This is a genomic window from Geopseudomonas sagittaria, from assembly GCF_900115715.1.
GTDB classification, from domain to species: domain Bacteria; phylum Pseudomonadota; class Gammaproteobacteria; order Pseudomonadales; family Pseudomonadaceae; genus Geopseudomonas; species Geopseudomonas sagittaria.
Map to the genome: position 1 here is coordinate 227,804 of NZ_FOXM01000002.1, position 17,864 is coordinate 245,667.

At 65.2% G+C, this 17,864-nt stretch carries 15 protein-coding genes and 1 pseudogene; 11 read left to right on the forward strand and 5 right to left on the reverse strand.

Going from position 1 to position 17,864, the window contains the following annotated elements; genetic code table 11:
• The first annotated feature begins 87 nt into the window (after nucleotides 1-87).
• From BM297_RS03355 to BM297_RS03375, 5 genes are all read left to right on the forward strand, one after another.
• Entirely contained in the window at nucleotides 88-1,440 is a 1,353-nt protein-coding gene (locus BM297_RS03355) for a 3-carboxy-cis,cis-muconate cycloisomerase (RefSeq protein ID WP_092428276.1), read from the forward strand.
• Between the two features lie 10 nt (nucleotides 1,441-1,450).
• On the forward strand, nucleotides 1,451-2,239 hold the full coding sequence (pcaD, locus tag BM297_RS03360) for a 3-oxoadipate enol-lactonase (protein ID WP_092428278.1): 789 nt from the start codon (nucleotides 1,451-1,453) through the stop codon (nucleotides 2,237-2,239).
• Between the two features lie 193 nt (nucleotides 2,240-2,432).
• Nucleotides 2,433-2,825 carry a 4-carboxymuconolactone decarboxylase gene (pcaC, locus tag BM297_RS03365; protein WP_092428280.1) on the forward strand — a complete coding sequence of 131 codons (393 nt, stop codon included), beginning with the start codon at nucleotides 2,433-2,435 and terminating at the stop codon, nucleotides 2,823-2,825.
• Between the two features lie 129 nt (nucleotides 2,826-2,954).
• Complete coding sequence (locus BM297_RS03370) at nucleotides 2,955-3,821, forward strand: DMT family transporter (protein WP_092428282.1); 867 nt, start codon at nucleotides 2,955-2,957, stop codon at nucleotides 3,819-3,821.
• A 13-nt stretch (nucleotides 3,822-3,834) separates the two neighbouring features.
• Nucleotides 3,835-4,791 (forward strand): Gfo/Idh/MocA family oxidoreductase, encoded by a 957-nt coding sequence (locus BM297_RS03375; RefSeq protein WP_092428284.1) that lies wholly within the window; start codon nucleotides 3,835-3,837, stop codon nucleotides 4,789-4,791.
• An 8-nt stretch (nucleotides 4,792-4,799) separates the two neighbouring features.
• On the opposite strand, the gene alkB is transcribed toward BM297_RS03375, so the two are convergent.
• On the reverse strand, nucleotides 4,800-5,477 hold the full coding sequence (gene alkB, locus BM297_RS03380) for a DNA oxidative demethylase AlkB (protein WP_092428286.1): 678 nt from the start codon (nucleotides 5,475-5,477) through the stop codon (nucleotides 4,800-4,802).
• Between the two features lie 62 nt (nucleotides 5,478-5,539).
• On the opposite strand from alkB, the pseudogene BM297_RS22040 reads away from it, so the two are divergent.
• Both BM297_RS22040 and BM297_RS03385 read left to right on the forward strand, forming a co-directional pair.
• Nucleotides 5,540-5,760, forward strand: a pseudogene (locus BM297_RS22040) (hypothetical protein); the annotation flags it as partial.
• A gap of 242 nt (nucleotides 5,761-6,002) precedes the next feature.
• Nucleotides 6,003-6,710: a succinate dehydrogenase iron-sulfur subunit gene (locus BM297_RS03385; protein ID WP_092428288.1), complete on the forward strand. Its 708-nt coding sequence runs from the start codon at nucleotides 6,003-6,005 to the stop codon at nucleotides 6,708-6,710.
• 97 nt (nucleotides 6,711-6,807) lie between these two features.
• Here the strand turns inward: BM297_RS03385 and BM297_RS03390 are convergent, their stop codons facing one another.
• Both BM297_RS03390 and BM297_RS03395 read right to left on the reverse strand, forming a co-directional pair.
• Nucleotides 6,808-7,407 (reverse strand): FMN-dependent NADH-azoreductase, encoded by a 600-nt coding sequence (locus tag BM297_RS03390; protein ID WP_092428290.1) that lies wholly within the window; start codon nucleotides 7,405-7,407, stop codon nucleotides 6,808-6,810.
• A 32-nt stretch (nucleotides 7,408-7,439) separates the two neighbouring features.
• On the reverse strand, nucleotides 7,440-8,159 hold the full coding sequence (locus BM297_RS03395; protein ID WP_092428292.1) for a pirin family protein: 720 nt from the start codon (nucleotides 8,157-8,159) through the stop codon (nucleotides 7,440-7,442).
• 134 nt (nucleotides 8,160-8,293) lie between these two features.
• Here BM297_RS03395 and BM297_RS03400 point away from each other — a divergent pair, with 134 nt between their 5' ends.
• From BM297_RS03400 to BM297_RS21420, 4 genes are all read left to right on the forward strand, one after another.
• On the forward strand, nucleotides 8,294-9,196 hold the full coding sequence (locus BM297_RS03400) for a LysR family transcriptional regulator (RefSeq protein WP_092428294.1): 903 nt from the start codon (nucleotides 8,294-8,296) through the stop codon (nucleotides 9,194-9,196).
• A 109-nt stretch (nucleotides 9,197-9,305) separates the two neighbouring features.
• Complete coding sequence (locus tag BM297_RS03405) at nucleotides 9,306-9,707, forward strand: hypothetical protein (RefSeq protein ID WP_092428635.1); 402 nt, start codon at nucleotides 9,306-9,308, stop codon at nucleotides 9,705-9,707.
• 321 nt (nucleotides 9,708-10,028) lie between these two features.
• Nucleotides 10,029-11,231 (forward strand): hypothetical protein, encoded by a 1,203-nt coding sequence (locus tag BM297_RS21415; RefSeq protein WP_139231010.1) that lies wholly within the window; start codon nucleotides 10,029-10,031, stop codon nucleotides 11,229-11,231.
• A complete protein-coding gene (locus BM297_RS21420; RefSeq protein ID WP_139231011.1) occupies nucleotides 11,155-12,960 on the forward strand; it encodes a hypothetical protein in 1,806 nt (601 codons plus the stop codon). The genes BM297_RS21415 and BM297_RS21420 overlap by 77 nt, the downstream gene beginning before the upstream one ends.
• Before the next feature lie 329 nt (nucleotides 12,961-13,289).
• On the opposite strand, the gene BM297_RS03420 is transcribed toward BM297_RS21420, so the two are convergent.
• The gene (locus tag BM297_RS03420) at nucleotides 13,290-14,684 is read right to left on the reverse strand and encodes an efflux transporter outer membrane subunit (RefSeq protein WP_092428300.1); all 1,395 of its coding nucleotides are present in this window, start codon (nucleotides 14,682-14,684) and stop codon (nucleotides 13,290-13,292) included.
• On the reverse strand, nucleotides 14,681-17,863 hold the full coding sequence (locus BM297_RS03425; RefSeq protein ID WP_092428302.1) for an efflux RND transporter permease subunit: 3,183 nt from the start codon (nucleotides 17,861-17,863) through the stop codon (nucleotides 14,681-14,683). The genes BM297_RS03420 and BM297_RS03425 overlap by 4 nt, the downstream gene beginning before the upstream one ends.
• Between the last annotated feature and the right edge of the window lies 1 nt (nucleotide 17,864).

Below are 17,864 nucleotides of genomic sequence, written 5' to 3' on the forward strand. Positions count from 1 at the left end.
AGTTTCCCACCCTACGGCTACGCTGGACCCCGCCGCGCCGCGCTGCCAACCTTGGTCTTATCCCATCGCTCACAGGATGACACCGTCTTGAGCAACCAACTGTTCGATGCCTACTTCACCAGCGCGCCGATGCGCGCGGTGTTCTGCGACCAGGGCCGCTTGCAGGGCATGCTCGATTTCGAGGCTGCGCTGGCGCGTGCCGAGGCGGCGGTCGGGCTGATCCCGGCTTCCGCCGTAGCGCCCATCGCCGGGGCCTGCCGCGCCGAGCTCTACGATATTCCCGCGCTGGCCACCGCCATCGCCAGCGCCGGCAACTCGGCGATTCCGCTGGTCAAGGCCCTCGGCCGGCAGATCGCCGCCGTCGACGCGGAGGCCGAGCGCTACGTGCACCTCGGCGCCACCAGCCAGGACGCCATGGACAGCGGCCTGGTGCTGCAACTGCGCGCCGCCATCGACATCTTCGAAACCGAGCTGGCCGCGCTGGCCGACGACCTCGCCGCCCAGGCCGAGCGCCACGCCGCCACGCCGCTGGCCGGGCGCACCTGGCTGCAGCACGCCACCCCGGTGACCCTCGGCATGAAGCTCGCCGGCCTGCTCGGCGCGGTCACCCGCCAGCGTCAGCGCCTGGCCGAACTCAAGCCGCGCCTGCTGGTGCTGCAGTTCGGCGGCGCCGCCGGCACCCTGGCCGCGCTCGGCGAGCAGGCCCTGCCGGTGTCCGAGGCACTGGCCCGCGAACTGGACCTGACCCTGCCCGAGCAGCCCTGGCACACCCAGCGCGACCGTCTGGTCGAATTCGCCGGCTGGCTCGGCCTGCTTGCCGGCACCCTCGGCAAGCTCGGCCGCGACCTCAGCCTGCTGATGCAGACCGACGTCGGCGAGGCCTTCGAGCCGTCCGCGCCGGGCAAGGGCGGCTCCTCGACCATGCCGCACAAGCGCAACCCGGTCGGCGCCGCCGTGCTGATCGGCGCCGCCACCCGCGCGCCGGGGCTGGTCGCCACCATGCTGTCGGCCATGCCGCAGGAGCACGAACGCAGCCTCGGCCTCTGGCATGCCGAGTGGGAAACCCTGCCCGAACTGTGCTGCCTGCTGTCCGGCGCCCTGCAACAGGCGCGCCTGCTGCTGCCGGGGCTGGAAGTGGATGCCGCGCGCATGCGCGAGAACCTCGACCTGACCCGCGGCCTGGTGCTGGCCGAGGCGGTGAGCATCGCCCTGGCCCAGCGCATCGGTCGCGAGCGCGCCCACCACCTGGTCGAGCAGTGCTGCCGCCAGGCGGTCAACGAAAGCCGCCACCTGCGTGACGTGCTCGGTGCCAACGCCGAAGTGAGCGCCGAGCTGTCCGCTACTGAACTGGATCGTCTGCTCGATCCCGCCCATTACCTCGGCCTGGCGCAGAGCTGGGTCGCCCGTGCCGTGGCCGAACACCGCGCCACCCACCGCTAAGGAGTCTTCCATGCCGACCGTGCAACTCGCCGATGGCGCCCTGAACTACCAGATCGACGGTCCTGCCGGCGCACCGGTGCTGGTGCTGTCCAACTCGCTGGGCACCGACCTGCACATGTGGGACGCGCAGATTCCGGCCTTCGCCGAACAGTTCCGCGTGCTGCGCTTCGACACCCGCGGCCACGGCGCCTCGCTGGTGAGCGAGGGCCCGTACAGCATCGAGCAGCTCGGCAGCGACGTGCTGGCGCTGCTCGACGCGCTGGACATCCAACGGTTCTCCTTCTGCGGCCTGTCCATGGGCGGCCTGATCGGCCAATGGCTGGGCATCAACGCCGGCGCGCGCCTGGACAAGCTGGTGCTGTGCAACACCGCCGCCAAGATCGGCACTGACGAGGTGTGGAACACCCGCATCGACACCGTGCTGGCCGGCGGCCAGCAGGCCATGCGTGACCTGCGCGACGCTTCCATCGCCCGCTGGTTCACCGCCGAATTCGCCGCCGCCCAGCCGGCCAAGGCCGAGCCGATCGTCGGCATGCTGGCGCAGACCTCGCCGCAGGGCTACGCCGCCAACTGCGCCGCGGTGCGCGACGCCGACTACCGCGAGCAGCTCGGCGCGATCACCGCACCGACCCTGATCGTCTGCGGCCGCTTCGATGCGGTGACCACCCCCGAGCACGGCCGCTTCATGCAGGAGCGCATCAAGGGCGCCGAGCTGGTCGAGTTCCACGCTGCACACCTGTCCAGCGTCGAGGCCGGCGACGCCTTCAGCCAGGCGGTGCTGGCGTTCCTCAGGAAGTAAGTCAGACGTAGGGTGGGCAACGGCGCAGCCTTGCCCACCGTGGCCCTTGGTGGACAAGCGCTTCGCGCGTTGTCCACCCTACGGAAAGGCCAATCCCGCATGAGCGGGCAGAGCGCCGCAACCGGGCGCCCACCCCATAATCATCAGGCCAGCCGCCACGAGCGAGCCGGCCGAGCCTCTCACGGAGCCAGCAATGGACGAAAAAGACCGCTACGAAGCCGGCATGCAGGTGCGCCGCGCGGTGCTCGGCGATGCCCATGTCGACCGCAGCCTGAAGAACATCACCGAGTTCAACGGCGAGTTCCAGGAGATGATCACCCGCCACGCCTGGGGCGACATCTGGACCCGTCCCGGCCTGCCGCGCCATACCCGCAGCCTGATCACCATCGCCATGCTGATCGGCATGAACCGCGAGGGCGAGCTCAAGCTGCACCTGCGCGCCGCGCGCAACAACGGCGTGACCCGTGACGAGATCAAGGAAGTGCTGCTGCAGAGCGCCATCTACTGCGGCATCCCGGCGGCCAACGCCACCTTCCACCTCGCCGAGGAAGTGTGGAACGAGCTGGGCGTCGAGTCGCTGGAGTGACGGAGGCGGGGGCGGTGGCCGGGGCGGTGGAACGTATGGTTAATAAGTTAACATTGCCCGCTGCTGCTGCCCCGTCCACCCGGACGGGACAGCACTCCCTGCCTACCTGACCAGGAACCCCTTTCCCGGATGACCATGTCCCGCCCGCTCAAGGGCATCCTGCTGACCTGCGCCGCGGTGTTCGCCTTCGCTTCGCTGGACAGCCTGTCGAAATACCTCACCGCGTTCAACAGCGTGCTGATGATCCTCTGGGTGCGCTACCTGGCGCAGACCTGCCTGCTCGCCGCCTGGCAGCTGCCGCGCCACGGCCTGCGAGTGCTCAAGGTCAACTGCCCGGGCTTGCAGGTCTTGCGTGGCCTGTCGCTGCTGTCGATCAGCCTGTTCTTCCTGTTCGCCCTGCGCTACCTGCCGATCGGCGAGGCCACCGCGGTGCACTTTCTCACCCCGCTGCTGGTCATCCTGCTGGCCATCCCCATGCTCGGCGAGCGCGCCAGCCTGGCCCAGTGGCTGCTGGTAGCGGTCGGCTTCGCCGGCGTGCTGATCATCGTGCGCCCCGGCGGCGGCCTGCTGACCCCGGCGATGCTGCTGCCGGTGGCCTCGGCCTGCAGCTATGCGATCTTCCAGCTGCTCACCCGGCGCATCGGCAGCCGCGACAGCGCCGCAGCCACCAACCTGATCACCGGGCTGGTCGGCTTCCTCTGCCTGACCCTTCTGTTGCCGCTGTTCTGGACCGGCCTGCCGGCCTGGCCGCAGCTCTTGGGGATGATCTCCCTCGGGCTGATCGCGGTGACTGGGCACATGCTGCTGACCGTGGCCTTCCAGTACAGCTCGCCGGTGCTGCTGGCGCCGTTCAGCTACCTGCAGATCTTCTTTGCCGTGCTCTATGGCTTCCTGCTGTTCGACCACGCGCCGGACTCCGGCGCCCTGCTCGGCATGGGCGTGATCGCCCTGAGTGGCCTGGGCAGCGCCTGGCTGCAGGCCCGTCGTCACGCCTGATTCGGAGACTTCCATGCACAACCAGCCGATCCGCATCCTGATCGCCGGCGAAGGCGCCATCGCCGGCATCCACCTGCAGGCCCTGCAGGAGATCGGCGGCGCCGAGGTGGTCTGCGTCGCCGGCGGGGTGGCCGCCGACACCGCGGCCTTCGCCGCGCAGTGGGGTATCCCGGAGCATTCGCTCGACTATCAGTCGTGTCTCGCGCGCGACGACATCGACGCGGTGATCCTCGCCAGCCCCAGTGCGCTGCATGCCGAGCAGGCCAGCGCGGCCATCGCCGCCGGCAAGCACGTGCTGGCCGAGATCCCCATGAGCCTCAATCTCGCCGACGCCGAGCGCCTCGGCGCCGAGGCCGCAGCGACCGACAAGGTGTGCATGGTCGCCCACACCCGGCGCTTCAGCGCGCCGCACGTCGAGCTGAAGCGGCGCATCGCCGCCGGCGAATTCCACCTGCAGCATCTGGTGGCGGAGACGTACTTCCTGCGCCGCGACAACCGCAACATGTTCGGCCAGCCGCGCAGCTGGACCGACTGCCTGCTCTGGCACCACGCCTGCCACAGCGTCGACCTGTTCGCCTGGCTGCTCGATGACTTCGAGCTGGAGGTGTGGGGCAGCGCCGGCCCGCGCCATCCCGAGCTGGGCATCCCGATGGACATGAACATCGGCCTGCGCGCGCGCAGCGGCGCGATGGCCACGCTGGTGCTGTCGTTCAACAACCGCGGCCCGTTCGGCGGCCACTACCGCTACATCGGCGAGGAGGACACCCTGCACGCCTACCGCGACGAGCTGAAGGACCACGAGGGCATCATCCAGCCGGTGCCCGAGGGCAGCAGCTTCGCCCGCCAGGACGCCGAATTCCTCGCCGCGATCCGCGAGGGCCGCACGCCCGAATCCTCCTTTGCCGCCTGCCTGCCGAGCATGCGCCTGCTCGACCGGATCGACCGGGCGATGGGGCTCAGCCCGCGCTGAGTCCGGGCTCAGCCGGCCCGGCGCAAAGTGAAATTGATCCGCTGCGCGCCGAGCAGCGGATGCACCGCCTCCTTGATCGGCAGGATGCCGTGAAAGCGCAGGCGGTCCGCGCCGCCCCACACCACCACGTCGCCGTGCAGCAGCGGCACCCGCTGCGCCGGATCGCGCCGCGCGTGGCCGCCGAACAGGAACAGCGCCGGGATGCCCAGCGACACCGAGACGATGGGGTGTTCGAAGCTGTGCTCGTCGCGGTCCTGATGCAGGCTCATGCGCGTGCCCGGCAGGTAGCGGTTGACCAGACAGGCGTCCGGCGCGAAATCGGCGAAGCCCGCGGTGGCCGCGGCCTCGCGCGCCAGACGGCCGAACGCCTCCGGCAGCGCCGGCCACGGCTGCCCGCTCAGCGGATCGAGCGGGCTGTAGCGATAGCCGCCGCGGTCGCTGATCCAGCCCAGCTCCCCGCAGTTGGTCAGCGCCACCGACATCGACTGGCCGCCGGGGGTGAGCATGATCCGGAACGGCGCCGCCGCCTCGACCGCCGCCAGCGCCGGCAGCAGCGCGTCGACGAAGGGCAGGGCGAAGCCGCGCAGCAGCAGGGCCTGCGGCCCGAGGCGCTCCTCGCGCGGCAGCTCGTCCGGCAGATCGCCGAACAGGTCGAGGGTGACGGGGCGTTGCTCGCGGTGCGGCATGGCGCATGCTCCCGGGCAGGCTGGCGAGGGACAGGTTGCAGTCAATCTACCAGTGATGGGCTGGGGGGCAGCGACCGAAGATGATGAGCGGGCCGGGCCTAGCGGCCATCCCGCGCGCGCCATGGCCCTAGTGCGCTCTCTCGATTACGTCGTGGGCCACGACAGGGTGTGGATCTGCCTGCGGGAGGAGATTGCGCGCCATAGGCTGACTGACCGGTCGGGACGTGCAGGAAGGCACCGAGCTCAGCGAGAACACCTACACTGTGCGCAGCGCCTGTGGTGAAGCCAAGGTAGTGCGCTCGTCCAATCGCCAGTTCGCCATCGGTGAGCAGGTCGACCATCAGGCCGGACGTCTGCATGCGCACACTCACTTGGGGCAGGCCCCGGCCAGCGGCTTGTGCGCCGCACCTGCGGGTTCCACCGACGGTCGGTGTTGTGAGCAGGCCGGAGAGCTCCCTGATGGCGTTGTGCCAAAGGAGAGGTAGCTCGCCAGGTCCACCATGAAAACTGGAGGAGAAGCGGGTCATGATCGAGGTCCAGGTCTATCGCTACCACCCGGAGCAGGATCTGCAGCCCCGGATGCAGTCGCTGTCGCTGCCCGAGGAGTTCAGATCCCGCATGGTCCTGGATGCGCTGGAGTCGCTGCACGAAGCGGATCCGACGCTGGTCTACCGGCGCTCCTGCCGCGAGGGTGTCTGCGGTTCGGATGGCATGAACATCAACGGCAAGAATCGTCTGGCCTGCATCACACCGGTATCCGAGGCGCTGGGTAAGGGCAACACGCTGATCATCAGGCCCCTGCCCGGAATGCCGGTCATCCGCGACCTGGTGGTCGACCAGAGTCTGTTCTTCCAGCAGTACCAGAGCATCAAGCCCTGGCTGATCAACAACGAGCCCGCGCCAGCTATCGAGCGTCTGCAGTCTCCCGAGGAGCGCGCCAGACTCGACGGGCTGTACGAGTGCATCCTCTGTGGTTGCTGCTCATCGCAATGCCCGTCCTGGTGGTGGAATCCGGAAAAGTACGTCGGCCCGGCCGGCTTGCTGCAGGCCTGGCGGTTCATCACCGACAGCCGGGATCAGGCCAAGGAGGAACGACTCGAACGGCTGGAAGACCCGTTCAGCCTGTTTCGCTGCCGAAGCATCGGCAACTGCTCGTGGGTCTGTCCCAAGGGGCTCAACCCCATGGGGGCCATCGGGAAGATTCGCCAGGAGCTGTTGCGTAGGGCTACCTAGGGCCTGTTGACGTTTAACATCGGTAGCCATAGGAACCCGCGGGCCATGGCTACCATGCTCTCGTAATTTCGCTTCAGCTTGTCGTATCGGAGATCGATCAGCCGATCAGCTCACCGATGCGCGCCTGGGCGGCGGCGAACGCTTTGTCGGCACCTTCTGCGCCCATCGCCAGGCCCTCGGCGTAGACGAACTCGACATCGGTCATGCCGAGGAAGGCCAGCACGCTCTTCAGGTACGGCACCTGCGAGTCGCTCGGGGTGTCGCGGTACAGGCCGCCGCGGGCCAGGGCCACGTAGACCTTCTTGCCCTGCAGCAGACCCTGCGGGCCGTTCTCGGTGTAGCGGAAGGTCACCCCGGCACGGGCGATGGCGTCGATCCAGGTCTTCAGCTGCACCGGCACGCCGAAGTTGTACATCGGCACGCCGAGGACGATGACGTCGACCGCCTGCACCTGGGCGATCAGCGCGTCATCCAGGGCGACGCGGGCCGCCTGCTCGGCAGTGCGCTGCTCGGCCGGGGTGAACAGCGCGCCCAGGGCCGCCTCGTCGAGTACCGGGTGCGGATGGCTGGCCAGGTCGCGCAGCTCGACCACGGCTTGCGGGTTCTGCGCCTGCAGGCGGGCGGTGATGGCGTCGGCCAGGCGGGTGGAGTTGGCGCCGGTGGAGCGGGCGCTGGCGTTGATTTGCAGGATCTTCATGGTCGTTTTCCTCGGATGAGTGGTGTGGGGGGTCAATACAGCGGCAGTTCGACGGGGCGCAGGTCGAACAGCAGCACCTCGGCGTCGTCGCCGGCGCTGAAGTCGATTTCGCGCACGTTGCGCAGGCGGGCACCGTCGCCGGCTTGCAAACGCTGGCCGTTGACGGTCAGCGCGCCACGCGCCACATGGATGTAGGCGAAACGGTTGGCCGGCAGCTCGAAGCGCTGCTGCTCGGCACCGTCGAACAGGCCGGCGTAGACGCGGGCGTCCTGATGGACAGACAGCGAGCCCTCGGCGCCGTCCGGCGAGATGATCAGGCGCAGGCGGCCGCGCTTCTCGGCGGCGTCGAAGTGCTGCTGCTGGTAGCGCGGCGTGACGCCCTTGCGGTTCGGCACGATCCAGATCTGCAGGAAGTGCACCAGCTCCTCGCGGGAGGCGTTGTACTCGCTGTGGCGCACGCCGGTGCCGGCGCTCATCATCTGCACATCGCCGGGGCGGATCACCGAACCGCTGCCCATCGAGTCCTTGTGCTCCAGCGCGCCTTCGAGCACGTAGGAGAAGATCTCCATGTCGCGGTGCGGGTGGGTGTCGAAGCCGCGGCCCTGGCGCACGCGGTCCTCGTTGATCACCAGCAGGTCGGAGAAGCCCACCTGCTGCGGGTCGTAGTAGCTGCCGAAGGAAAAGCTGTGCTGCGAGTGCAGCCAGCCGAAGTTGGCGACGCCGCGCTGGGCGGAAGGCCTGATTTCCAGCATGTCGATCTCCTGCTCAAGACGGTGGGGCCGGGCTGCCTGGCGAGGCCGGCAGCGGCGATGGGTGAACTTTAAGCCTTGGCACTGATGTGAAATAGGCGACAATCAGGAACTCTCTGTTGACCGGAAAATCAACAATGAATCGACTCGATGCCATGCAACTGTTCGTTCGCGTCGCCGAGCTGGGCAGCTTCTCGGCGGCCGCCAGCCAGCTCGGCGTGGACCGCTCGGTGGTCACCCGGCAGATCGCCGCGCTGGAGGAGCACCTGGGCAGCAAGCTGATGGTGCGCAGCACGCGGCGGCTGTCGCTGACCTCGGCGGGTAGCAGCTACCTGGAAAAGTGCCGGGTGATCCTCGAGCTGGTGGAGGAGGCCGAGGCCGGGATGATGGAGGAGCGCCTGACCCCGCGCGGCCCGCTGCGCGTCAGCCTTCCTCTGACCTACGGCCTGCGCCGGCTGGTGCCGCTGCTGCTGGAGTTCTCCGAGACCTACCCGGAGATCAGGCTGGCGATGGACTTCAGCGACCGGCAGCTGAACCTGATCGAGGAGGGCATCGACCTGGCGATCCGCATCACCGCCCAGCCCGAGGCGGGGGCGATCGTGCGCCGGCTGGGCAGCAGCCAGCTGATTACCGTCGCGGCGCCGGACTACCTGGCCCGCCATGGCCGGCCCCGGCACCCTGACGATCTCGCCGGCCATGCCTGCCTCGGCTACTCGCCCAAGGCCAACAATCGCCCCTGGACCTTCGTCGTGGATGGCCAGCCGCAATCCTTCCAGCTGCCCTGGCGAATGCAGGCCAACAACGGCGACGTGCTGGCCGCGGCGGCCGTGCAGGGACTGGGGATCACCATGCATCCGGATTTCATCGTCGCCGATGCGCTCGCGGCGGGACGACTGGAGGTGCTGCTCGAGGAGTTCGCGCCGCCGCCGCTGGGCATCTACGCGGTGCTGGCGAGCAACCGCTACGTGCCGCACCGCGTCCGGGTGCTGATCGAGTTCCTGGCCAGCCGGCTGGCCGCGGCGCAAACGACTGTGCAGTGACCGCCACGCGGGGGACCGGGACGATCTCTCCGGCACTGCCGGCATGGCCGATTCCGTGCGCTAGGGCCCGGCTGGGCAACCGCGCGCACGGGCCGCTATGATCGAAACCATGACCATCCCGTTCCCGATCCGCCAACCCTGTCCGCCCGGGGCCTGCATCTGCGGGCGCGAACGCCTGCTGGCCGCAGACGGCGCCGATCTGCGCATCCTGCGCCTGACCCGCCAGGAGGAAAGGCGCCTGTTGGAACGCCTGGAAAATCTCGACAGCCTGCACGACCTCGAGCACCTGCAGCGGCGGATGTACGAACAGCTGGGCATCCGCCTGCACATCGCCCCCGGCTTCAACGAAGTGCGCAGCATGCGCGGCATTGTCATTCAGCTCGAAGAACAGCCCGGACTGTGCCGCAGAACCCGCCAGTCGATCCCGGCGGCGATCCGCCGCGGCTTGGCCAAGCACCCGGAGATCGCCTGGCGCCTGCTCGATGCCCACGACCTGTTGCGCGATGCGTGAGGCGCTCCCGGAATAGGTGGAGGCATCCAACTCTGGATGGAGGCGGTTGCAGGCGTTCAAAAATGGTTGGAGCTGCGTCAAAGCTGACCGTCTTTGCCGGAAGCGGCCGGCCCAAAGCCGCCGGTGATGACCGGCAGAAATCGGCCAAGAGCGGTCAGTGAACCGGTAAATAAATCCGTCCCCATTTCTCACGCTCCTCAAGCTTGCTTTCCTCTAGAATAGAACTGCAAGCGGGCGCTTTGGCGCACATGGAAAGATCTTCCGCTGGCCTTCACCAATGATTGCGCCAAAAACATACTTATTCGAATACGGATATATAAGATGTTTCATAAAATAGCTCAACCTGGAAATGGATGCACCTCTGTAATAATTGATATGCCCGCTGAAAGCTACATAAGACTTGTGGGAAGAATTTATAAGGATGAACAGGGTGGACTCCCGGGTCAACGCGCTGCTCTTAAGACAAAAACGGCGAAGATAATTCGTGAAAGGATGGTGGCGGATATATCGAAAGGCGCCTCATTGCCACCTTTGGTGGTCGGGGTTCTGGTTGACTCGGAGGATTACGGCGCGCAGACCGGTTGCCTAAACAGTAGGGAGGATATGCTGGCCTTGGTTGATGGCGTAGATCTTTCGAGGCTATCGATTATCGATGGCATGCAGCGGACTACTGCGATCCTAGAGGCCTCGCGAGAATTTGGCTTTGCTGGAGTTAGTGATTTGCGTGTCGAGTTTTGGATCTCGGATAGCGCTAATAATTTGATCTACAGAATGCTGGTACTGAATACGGGTCAGGTTCCATGGGATATAGCGCGACAGCTCGAGGCTATCTATAGGCCCCTTCTAGAAAAAGTGGAGGCTTCAGTTGCAGGCACAATTAGATTTCTGTCGAAGGACTCTGGACGGCGATCAGGGCTTTCGGCCAGCGAATACGAATCTGAGGACGTCGTAGAGCTTCTTCTCATTTTTTCTTCGAGGAAGCGGGAGCTCAATCTTAAGGATCGGATCGCACAGGACTTTGTCCGGCTGGATATGATTGAATCTTCGTCTCACGTCGATATTATGCGGTATTTTAGTGAAGCTATTTTGCTTCTAAGCAAATTGAACCTTGCCTTCTCTACTTTCGAGGCAGAGTCAGCTCTTAGTGAAACGTTGAATCGGTACTCAAGCGGCAAAGAGGTTTTCCGAGCGTTCCCGCCAAAAGCGGGGTTCATCTCAGCGCTTGCAATATATCTTTTCGGCAAGCCTGGCACAGAGACCGATTGGGATGCCTTACCTGAAAAATTTCAATTGGTAAAAATCAATCTTGAGCGTCTCATTGACTCCATTCAAGACGCGACAACGCCGAATGAGAAGGAAGAGGTGCTCTGTCTTGAGGACTTGGAGGAGAGGATCACTGCGCATCGGGTGGCAGCATCTCAGGTTGGTCGCTTCGAACGAGAATATTTTGAAAAAGCTTTCGGTGTTCTTTTTGAAGATGGTGAGGATCTCCGGAATTTCAAAGCATGCTGGCACGCATATTGATATGGGTATTCAGTGGGATTCTTACATATCTGCTGCTACCAGCAAGCTATCTCGGCTGGCATTTGCAGAAGCGAAGAGTAAGCTTGGTACAGCTCCAGTGTCGGCTGAGCGAATGCAAGCAGCAGGTTTGCTTGAGCATTTAAATTTCGATGCTGCTCGCCCAGTTATTATAGGTGATATGGGGCTATTGGTCCCTTTGTGCGCGAATAACGAGCGTTACGTTGTTTTGTATCGATTGGATCGCGGCGACGCCTTGGCGCAAAGGATGACTGTGTCTTGCCAGGAGCGCGATGTGGATGCTTGCGAATACATCGATGCGTTCTTCTTCTTTTTGGTTAAGGAGCTTGATATTCCGTTGCCTCCGCGCGTTACGAAGGATGACGTTAGGGCGCGGATTAGCAAGGCAAAAAACGGCGCGCTAATTAATTTTGATGACGCCATCAATTTTCATGGTTCTTTCTTTGCATGGAAAATTGGAGAATCCACATCCTTCTCGTACTTTGTGGAACTGCTGACTTGGCAGGTTGACGGGCAACATTGCATAGGGTTTTCTGACGATAATCCAGCGTATGGGATTGATCGCATAAAGAACTCTATCCCTGGTATCAGCGTGCTTGATTTGCGACAACTATGTCGCACTGCCGTTAAACCAATCGCTATCGCTACTGATAAAAAAGTTCATCAGGCATCCGTGTTTTTGCCAATGCCGGACCAGCTTGGCAAAGCGCTGCTGGGTATTTCGCCAAGCAGAGACGAGTTGGTATTCGGCCCCGGCGGCGGGATCTGCTTTAAGTTTGTGCAGGATGGCAGTAAGTTTTTGGCTTTATCGCTAAGAAACTTCCATGACTTTGAAGTTAGATCCATTTTAAGCGCTTTAACCGAAATAGGGGTAAATGAAGTAAGTTTTGAGCATGCGCACTTCTTGTCGTTCGTATTTACGCATGGGCAGTATCTTGATGTTTCTCGGGAACATTTGTCTCACCCGGAAGAGCTTGAGAACGGACTTGACGTCAAGGATGTATTCTCTTGTACTTTGGAGGATGTAGTCTCGGTGTATGAGGATGTTCGTATCTTTGAGCTGAGCCAAGCGTCCGTTTCGTCGCCATTCGCAGTCCTTTGCCATTTGGCGGCGCGATTCAAAACTGCGCGATCGCCCTTTGTTCCTGCCGAGATCATTGATGTTTCTCGGAGTCTACTGTCGCTTCAGAATGCTCCATACGAAAACATATACTTATCTCTTTCGGCAAGTCATTGGAAGCACGCATTTATTGAGATATATCGAGTAATTGAGGGGCTCTACTATTTTGGTTGGATGCACGGGCTCAAGCAGACCTTTGGCGGCAATGATACGGAGTACGATCTCTACCTAAAGCTTCAGGATCAGCTTTCTTGGAGGTATAAGGAGAAGGCATCTATTGCTAAGTTGTTTGAAATTGTGCCAAGAAATGTTCTGGCGGACCATGATCCTGTAGGTATCAAGTCGCTCAGTGATCGCTTTGAAAAACAGACGGACATTGCGGTCATGAACAGGTTCGCTCACCTGATTTATTCGATTCGCAACTCTAATGTACATCAAGGGGAGGCCGAAGATGGACCGCCCATAGAGGTCAGCGCTGATTGCTGGCCCAAGTTAACATGCTGCTTGTTTTTGATTGTTGAGCATCTTTATTCCGTCTATCAGGCAGGCATGCCACGGCTTCCCACATCACAGGCGTCAGGTTCGCCTTAGCCTGCTTAAGCGTCGACCGATTTTTGAAGCTGCGCTTCTTCGCCTGTTTTTGCCTTGTCTGACCTTCGCTCGGAGACTTTTCGTACAGACCCTAAGCTGCAGACTGCCTCTGGCCGAGAGCGGCGATTATGACTGACCGCTCCTGGCCGTTTCCTGCCTGTCACGACCGGGGCAGTCGGCCTTCAGGTTCGCCTGGATCAGCCGATCCACCGCAAGCCGTCGAATGGCTGCGCAACGGCGATGTGGCGAATCACCTGGCGCGAGGTAAAAAAGCCCCCGGGCAAGGGGCAGAGCACCCGGGGGCTGGGGAAGGTGGGGAGAGCCAATCCTCAGGCGCGCGGTTGCCAGCCGCCGCCGAGGGCCTTGTAGATGGCGACGATGCCGCGGTACAGCTCGATCTCGGCCTGGGCCTGGGCGTCCTCGGCGGCAAGGCGTTCGCGTTCGGCGTCCAGCAGCACCAGGAAGTCGGCCACGCCCTCGCGATAACGGATCGCCGCCTGTTCGGCGGCGGCCCGGCTGGCTTCGGCCTGGCGTACCAGCGAGAGCAGGCGTTGCTGGCGCTTGCCGTAGTCGCTGAAGGCGTTTTCGGTTTCCTCCAGGGCCAGCAGCACCTGCTGCTCGTACTGCGCCAGGGCGCCTTCGGCCTCGGCCTCGGCGCCGCGCAGGCGGGCGCGCACGCTGCCGAGGTCGAACGCCGCCCAGCTGATCACCGGCGCCACGCCCCAGGCGCGGGCATCCGCGGCGCCCAGTTGCGAGCCGCGCCCGGCGGTGAAGCCGAGGAAGCCGGCGACGCTGACCCGCGGGAACAGGTCGGCGGTGGCCACGCCGACATTGGCGGTGGCGGCGGCCAGCTGGCGCTCGGCGATGCGAACATCCGGGCGGCGGCGCAGCAGCTCGGCGGGATCGCCGATCGGCAGGGCCTTGGCGATCACCGGCAGCGGCTGCGGCGCCAGGTCGGCGTCGAGCTGCTCCGGGCGCTGGCCGAGCAGGGTGGCGATGCGGTGGCGGGCGCGCGCCTCCTCGGCCTGCAGCTGCGGCAGGCTGGCCTCGGTGGCGGCCAGGCGCGCATCGCTGCGCAGCACGTCCAGTTCGCTGCCGACCCCGGCGTCGCGCAATTGCTCGGTGAGCGCGCGCGACTCCTGCTGGTTGTGCAGGTTGTCGCGGGCGATGCGCTCGCGCAGCTGGGCGCCACGCAGGTTGCCGTAGGCCTCCACCAGTTCGGCGATCAGGCTCACCTGCAACTGGTACAGCGCGGCCTCGGCGGCCTCGCTCTGCGCCTCGCTGGCTTCGATGCTGCGCTGGATGCGACCGAACAGGTCGAGCTCCCAGGCCATGTCCAGGCCCAGGTCGTAGCGCTCCTGGCGCACCCGCTCTGCGCTGCTCGGTGGCTGCTGGGCCTTGCCGAACTCGCCGCCGGCCAGTGCGGTGACGGTGGGCAGCTGGTCGTTGGCGGCATCGTCGCGCAGTGCGCGGGCGGCCTTGAAGCGGGCGAAGGCCACGCGCAGGTCGCGGTTGTCGGCGAGTGCCTGCTGCACCAGCTGGCTCAGGGTGGGATCGTCGAATTGCCGCCACCAGGCCGTCTCGAAGCGCGTACGGTCGTAGTCGCCGGGTTGCTGGCTGGCGATCCGCGCCGGCTCGGTAACGGGGGCCTGGTAGTCCGGGCCGACGGCGCAGGCGGAGAGGGCCAGGGCCAGCAGGGCGGGCGCAAATGCCTTGTGGATCATGCGTGGGACTCCTTCGGTTGCGAGGCCGTGGCGGCTCTGCGGGCTTCACGCTTCTCCACGAAGGCGCGGATCAGCACGTAGAACAGCGGGGTCAGCAGCAGGCCGAACAGGGTCACCCCGATCATCCCGGAGAACACCGCCACGCCCATGGCATGGCGCATCTCGGCGCCGGCGCCGGAGGACAGCACCAGCGGCACCACGCCCATGATGAAGGCGATGGAGGTCATCAGGATCGGCCGCAGGCGCAGGCGGCAGGCTTCCAGCACGGCGCGCACGCGGTCCAGGCCTTCCTCCTGCTTCTCCTTGGCGAACTCGACGATGAGGATGGCGTTCTTGCACGCCAGGCCCACCAGCACGATCAGGCCGATCTGGGTGAAGATGTTGTTGTCGCCGCCGGTGAGGATCACCCCGCTGATCGCCGAGAACAGCACGGTCGGCACGATCAGGATCACCGCCAGCGGCAGGCTCCAGCTCTCGTACTGGGCGGCCAGCACCAGGAAGGCCAGCAGCACGCACAGCGGGAAGACGAAGATCGCGGTGTTGCCGGCGAGGATCTGCTGGTAGGTCAGCTCGGTCCACTCGAAGCTCATGCCGCCCGGCAGCTCCGCGCGCAGCAGCCGCTCCAGCGCCGCCTCGGCCTGGCCGGAGCTGTAGCCGGGCGCCGCGGCGCCGTTGATCTCGGCGGTGAGGAAGCCGTTGTAGTGCATCACCCGGTCGGGGCCGGCGCTGTCCGCGACCGTGACGAAGGTGGACAGCGGGATCATCTCGCCGCGGTTGTTGCGCACCTTGAGCTGGCCGATCTGCTCGGGCTCCAGGCGGAACTGCTGGTCGGCCTGGACGTTGACCTGGTAGGTGCGGCCGAAGCGGTTGAAGTCGTTGGCGTACAGCGAGCCGAGGTAGACCTGCAGGGTGTCGAAGATGTCGCTGATCGCCACGCCGTGGGTCTTGGCCTTCTCGCGGTCGATGTCGGCGTCGATCTGCGGCACGTTGACCTGGTAGCTGCTGAACAGCCCGGCCAGCTCCGGCACCTCGGCGCTCTTGGCGATGACGTTCTGCACCTGGCGGTACAGCTCCTCGTAGCCGAGGTTGCCGCGGTCCTGGATCTGCACGCGGAAGCCGCCGATGGTGCCCAGCCCCTGCACCGGCGGCGGCGGGAAGATGGCGATGTAGGCGTCCTGGATGTCGGCGAACTGCGCGTTCAGCTCGGCGGCGATGGCGCCGGCGCTCAGCGACGGATCGCTGCGCTCGTCGAACGGCTTGAGCGGGGTGAACACGATGCCGCTGTTCGGGCTGTTGGTGAAGCCGTTGATCGACAGGCCGGGGAAGGCCACGGTGTTCTCCACCCCCGGATGCTTGCCGGCGATCTCCGACATGCGCTTGATCACCGCCTCGGTGCGGTCGAGGGTGGCGGCGTCCGGCAGTTGGGCGAAGGCCACCAGGTACTGCTTGTCCTGCGGCGGCACGAAGGCGGTCGGCGTGCTGGCGAAGCCCAGCCAGGTCAGGCCCATCAGCCCGGCGTAGAGCACCAGGGCGATGCCGCTGCCGCGCAGCACGCGACGCACGGTGCCGACGTAGCCGTGGCTGGCGCGCTCGAACAGGCGGTTGAACGGGGCGAACAGCCAGCCGGCGAACAGGCGGTCGAGCAGCCGCGAGAAGCGGTCGCGCGGCGCGTGGTGCTCCCTGAGCAGGACGGCGGCCAGCGCCGGCGACAGGGTCAGCGAGTTGAACGCTGAGATCACTGTGGAGATGGCGATGGTCAGCGCGAACTGCTGGTAGAACTGCCCGGTCAACCCGGAGATGAACGCGGTGGGCACGAACACCGCGCACAGCACCAGGGCGGTGGCGACGATCGGCCCGGTCACCTCGCGCATCGCCTGGCGGGTGGCGTCCACCGGATTCTTGCCGAGGGCGATGTTGCGCTCGACGTTCTCCACCACGACGATGGCGTCGTCGACCACGATGCCGATGGCCAGCACCAGGCCGAACAGCGACAGCGCGTTGAGCGAGAAGCCGAGCAGGTGCATCACCGCGAAGGTGCCGATCAGCGATACGGGCACGGCGACCAGCGGGATGATCGAGGCGCGCCAGGTCTGCAGGAACAGGATCACCACCAGCACCACCAGGGCGATGGCTTCGAGCAGGGTGTGCACCACCGCCTCGATGGAGCCGCGCACGAAGATGGTCGGGTCGTAGACGATCTCGTAGTCCACGCCCTGCGGGAAGCTCTGCTTCAGCTCGGCCATCCGCGCGCGCACCGTATCGGAAATCTCGATGGCGTTGGAGCCGGGGCGCTGGAAGATCGGGATGGCCACCGCCGGCTGGTTGTTGAGCAGCGAGCGCAGCGCGTACTGGCTGGAGCCCAGCTCGATGCGGGCGATGTCCCTGAGGCGGGTGATCTCGCCGTCCGCGCCAGCGCGCACGATGATGTTCTCGAACTCCTCCTCGCTGACCAGGCGGCCCTGGGTGTTGATCGACAGCTGGAAGCTGTTGTCGGCAGCGGCCGGCGGCGCGCCGAGGGCACCGGCGGCGACCTGGCGGTTCTGCTCGCGGATCGCCTCGACCACGTCGCTGGCGGTGAGGCCGCGCGAGGCCACCTGGTGTGGATCGAGCCACACGCGCAGCGAGTAGTTGCCCATGCCGAACAGCTGCACATCGCCGACGCCGTCGAGGCGCGCCAGCTCGTCCTTGACGTTGAGCGCGGCGTAGTTGGACAGGTAGAGCATGTCGTAGCGGTTGTCCGGCGAGGTCAGGTGCACCACCAGGGTCAGGTCCGGCGAGGCCTTGTCCACCGTCACGCCGAGGCGCTGTACCTCGGTGGGCAGGGTCGGCTGGGTGCGAGTCACGCGGTTCTGCACCTGCACCTGGGCGTTGTCCAGGTCGGTGCCGAGGGCGAAGGTGATGGTGAGGGTCAGCTTGCCGTCGGCGGTGGCCTGCGAGGACATGTAGAGCATGCCCTCGACGCCGACGATGGCCTGCTCGAGCGGCGAGGCCACGGTCTCGCCGATCACCTTGGGGTTGGCGCCGGGGAAGTTGGCGCGCACCACCACGGTCGGCGGCACCACTTCCGGGTATTCGCTGATCGGTAGCTGGAACAGCGAGATGGCGCCGCCGATCAGGATCAGCAGGGAGAGCACGGCGGCGAAGATCGGCCGCTTGATGAAGAACTGGGAAAAATTCATG